Below are 2,209 nucleotides of genomic sequence, written 5' to 3' on the forward strand. Positions count from 1 at the left end.
GAGCGCTCCGTGACGGAGCCGGCCGAGGCGCTGCGTTTCACCCTGCAGGTGGCCTGTCTCGACGGCCGCTGGTTGCTGCTGCTGCCCCGGGAGCGCAAGCCCGATGCCACCGGGCAACGGCTGCTGGCCAACCTGCTGCAGGCCGCCGGGGTGCTGCCCGAGCGGCCGCTCGATTTCGAGACCTTTCAATGGCCCCAGATGGAGGGGCTGCCGGTGGACGCGCCCCTGGAGGAGGCGCGCCAGGGGCTGCAGGCCTTCCTCGAGGGGCGCCGTCGTCGTGGCTGGGCCCCCGAGCGCCTGTTGCTCTTCGGTCACGATACTACCCTGGCCACGGTGCTGACCGTCGAAGGCGAGCACTGCGCCCTGCTCGACCTGCCCGCCTGGCAGGGGCCCGGCCTGGACGAACTGGCCGACAGCGCCGAGGCCAAGCGGGCCTTGTGGCCGCGTCTCGCCGGCTGGCGCGAGGCCTGGCACGGCTCCAGCGAGAACGACGATGCTGCGCCGGCTGGCGGCTGATGACCTGGCGGCCCTGGTCGCGCTGGAGACCCTGGCCCAGCCACACCCCTGGTCGCGGGACATGCTGGCCGGGGCGCTGGTGGGCGCCGATACGCGGGTGTTCGGCATCGTGTCGCAGGGCCGGCTGGTGGGGCATGCGATCGTGGCGAGGTTGCCCTTCGAGGCCGAACTTCAGGCACTGCTGGTGGCGCCCGGCCATCGTCGTCGGGGCCTGGCGGGCGAGCTGCTCGGGGCGGTGATCGAGCAGGCCCGATGCTGGGAGTGCGAGCGACTGCTGCTGGAGGTCAGGGCGGGAAATGAGGGGGCCATCGCCCTCTATCGCCGGGCCGGCTTCGCCGAGGACGGCCGCCGGCGCGGCTACTACCCTCCCCGGCGGCGCGGGGAGGGGCGGGAGGACGCGCTGCTGATGTCGCTCCCGCTCGATCGGTGCTGAGCCGAGGCGTTCAGTTGCCCGCGCCGGTCTCGACGTCGTCGAACTTGCCCAGCAGGTCGCCGAGCCGGCGCTCCCACTCCTCGCGCTCCTGCTTCAGGCGGGAGTTTTCCTCGCGCAGCTCCTCGGCTTCCATCTTGAGCAACTCAAGGGCCTCGACGGCGCTGGCAACCTTCTGCTCGAGCCGGTTGAAGAGTTCGATGCTCATCCTGTTCTCCTGACAATGTCCTTGCGGGTTCGGGCGCTCGCCCGAGCATGTGCCGGTCTGGCTGGGCCCGGGGTGGGATTCGATCAGCGCGCAGCGTAACGCCGTGGCCGGGCCTCAGCAAGCGTCGCTATCCGGCGACCCGGCCGCGCTACCGCCCCGGCGGTGGTAGAGACGGCCGGTGCTGTCGCCGGCGCGCACCTCACGGTGGAGTACCCAGGTGGTCGGCACGCACGGGGCCAGCTCCGACTCGGTCTCCAGGTAGATGAAGGCGTCCTCGGTCAGCCAGCCGCCCTCCAGCGCCGCGCAGCAGGGCGTGGCCAGCTCCTGGCGGAAGGGCGGGTCGAGGAAGACCAGCGAAAAGGGGGTGGGCTCGCCCGCGAGGAAGGCCCGGGCGTCGGCAGTGACCACGCGGGCGCGATCCGCGGCCCCGAGGGTCGCCAGGTTGTCGGCGAGGGCGGCGGCCACGCGGCCGTCATGCTCCACGAAGCAGGCCTGCCGGGCGCCCCGGGAGAGCGCTTCCAGCCCCAGCGCCCCGGTGCCGGCGAAGAGATCGAGCGCCCGGGCCCCCGGGGTGGCGGCGGTCAGCCAGTTGAACAGGGTCTCGCGCACCCGGTCGGGGGTGGGGCGCAGGCCGGGGCTGTCCAGTACCGGCAGCAGCCGGCGACGAAAGTCGCCGCCGATGATGCGCAGCCGACCGTGTCTCGGCTGGCGGGGAGCGCCGCCAGTGCCGTGTCGCCGGCGGCGAGGGCGTGAGGAGCGTTGTGTCATGGCCGGCATTGTACCCGTGGCCTTATCCACAGTCATGATGCGCGGTGGTAGGATGTGGCGATTCGTTCACCCGCGAGGCTGAATCATCTCATGTTCGGTTTTTTCAAGCGCAAGCAGCAGCAGGACAGGCCCGGGAAGCCGGAGGAGCAGGAGAACGAGCTCCTGACCGAGGAGGAGAGCCCACCGGCAGCCGACGGTGCGCACGCCGAGGAAGGCGATGCGCAGACGGCCGCCGACCGCGACGAAGCCGTTACCCCCCCTGCCGAGCCCACGGCCGCGCCGGACGC

General features: G+C 72.2%; 4 protein-coding genes and 1 pseudogene. 3 read left to right on the forward strand and 2 right to left on the reverse strand.

The window, feature by feature from the left end:
• Both C1H66_RS22785 and C1H66_RS01795 read left to right on the forward strand, forming a co-directional pair.
• Positions 1 to 516 (forward strand): annotated as a pseudogene (locus tag C1H66_RS22785) (hypothetical protein); the annotation flags it as partial.
• Positions 494 to 949, forward strand: coding sequence for a GNAT family N-acetyltransferase (locus C1H66_RS01795; protein WP_102626209.1), 456 nt, complete (start codon positions 494 to 496; stop codon positions 947 to 949). The pseudogene C1H66_RS22785 and the gene C1H66_RS01795, both read left to right, overlap by 23 nt.
• 10 nt (positions 950 to 959) lie before the next feature.
• On the opposite strand, the gene C1H66_RS01800 is transcribed toward C1H66_RS01795, so the two are convergent.
• Both C1H66_RS01800 and rsmD read right to left on the reverse strand, forming a co-directional pair.
• Complete coding sequence (locus tag C1H66_RS01800) at positions 960 to 1,154, reverse strand: cell division protein ZapB (protein ID WP_102626210.1); 195 nt, start codon at positions 1,152 to 1,154, stop codon at positions 960 to 962.
• A gap of 114 nt (positions 1,155 to 1,268) precedes the next feature.
• Positions 1,269 to 1,922: a 16S rRNA (guanine(966)-N(2))-methyltransferase RsmD gene (rsmD, locus tag C1H66_RS01805; RefSeq protein ID WP_102626211.1), complete on the reverse strand. Its 654-nt coding sequence runs from the start codon at positions 1,920 to 1,922 to the stop codon at positions 1,269 to 1,271.
• 90 nt (positions 1,923 to 2,012) lie between these two features.
• Here rsmD and C1H66_RS01810 point away from each other — a divergent pair.
• Positions 2,013 to 2,209 (forward strand): hypothetical protein (locus C1H66_RS01810; RefSeq protein WP_479723835.1); only part of this gene is annotated, 197 nt, incomplete at its 3' end.

It is taken from the genome of Halomonas heilongjiangensis, from assembly GCF_002879645.1.
GTDB lineage: Bacteria > Pseudomonadota > Gammaproteobacteria > Pseudomonadales > Halomonadaceae > Halomonas > Halomonas heilongjiangensis.

What these genes read in the sequence shown, in the direction of transcription:
- C1H66_RS01795 (WP_102626209.1), top strand. Translation starts at nt 494, where the DNA reads ATGCTGCGCCGGCTGGCGGCTGATGACCTGGCGGCCCTGGTCGCGCTG.
- C1H66_RS01800 (WP_102626210.1), bottom strand. Translation starts at nt 1,154, where the DNA reads ATGAGCATCGAACTCTTCAACCGGCTCGAGCAGAAGGTTGCCAGCGCC.
- rsmD (WP_102626211.1), bottom strand. Translation starts at nt 1,922, where the DNA reads ATGACACAACGCTCCTCACGCCCTCGCCGCCGGCGACACGGCACTGGC.